Origin of the sequence: Segatella copri (genome assembly GCF_024330485.1) — a bacterium.
GTDB classification, from domain to species: Bacteria; Bacteroidota; Bacteroidia; order Bacteroidales; family Bacteroidaceae; genus Prevotella; species Prevotella copri_L.
On the sequence record NZ_JANDWX010000099.1, the window covers coordinates 1 to 822 of the forward strand.

Here is an 822-nt window from a genome sequence, read left to right on the forward strand (position 1 = left end):
ATACAGTCGTAAAGAAAGTAAGAAAGGGCGTATGGCGGATGCCTAGGCTCACGGAGGCGATGAAGGACGTGATAAGCTGCGATAAGCTTCGGGTAGGTGCAAATAACCCTTGATCCGGAGATTTCCGAATGGGACAACCTAGCCGTCTGAAGGACGGTTACTCAATCTTCAAGGTTGAGAGCTAACGCAGGGAACTGAAACATCTTAGTACCTGTAGGAAGAGAAAATAAATGAATGATTCCCCCAGTAGTGGCGAGCGAACGGGGAACAGCCCAAACCGTTGACGTCGCAAGGCGCCAGCGGGGTTGTAGGACCGCGACATTGTATGCAAATCGTGAACAGAACACTTTGGAAAATGTGACCATAGACGGTGATAGTCCAGTATGTGAAGCGAAATGCAGCATAGCGGTATCCTGAGTAACGCGGGACACGAGGAATCCTGCGCGAATCTGCCGGGACCATCCGGTAAGGCTAAATACTCCCGTGAGACCGATAGCGAACGAGTACTGTGAAGGAAAGGTGAAAAGAACCCCGAGCAGGGGAGTGAAATAGTTCCTGAAACCATACGCCTACAAGCGGTCGGAGCATCTTACGATGTGACGGCGTGCCTTTTGCATAATGATCCTACGAGTTACCGTCACTGGCGAGGTTGAGTGTCACGAGACACGTAGCCGCAGTGAAAGCGAGCCTGAATAGGGCGCATAGTCAGTGGGGGTAGACGCGAAACCAAGTGATCTACACTTGGCCAGGATGAAGTCCCGGTAACACGGGATGGAGGTCCGCACCAATAAGCGTTGAAAAGCTTCTGGATGAGCCGAGTGT

At 51.7% G+C, this 822-nt stretch carries 1 rRNA gene; it reads left to right on the forward strand.

The features are described 5' to 3' along the window. Positions 1–11: 11 nt before the first annotated feature. Positions 12–822: ribosomal RNA gene (locus NNC77_RS16510) — 23S ribosomal RNA — on the forward strand; the annotation flags it as partial.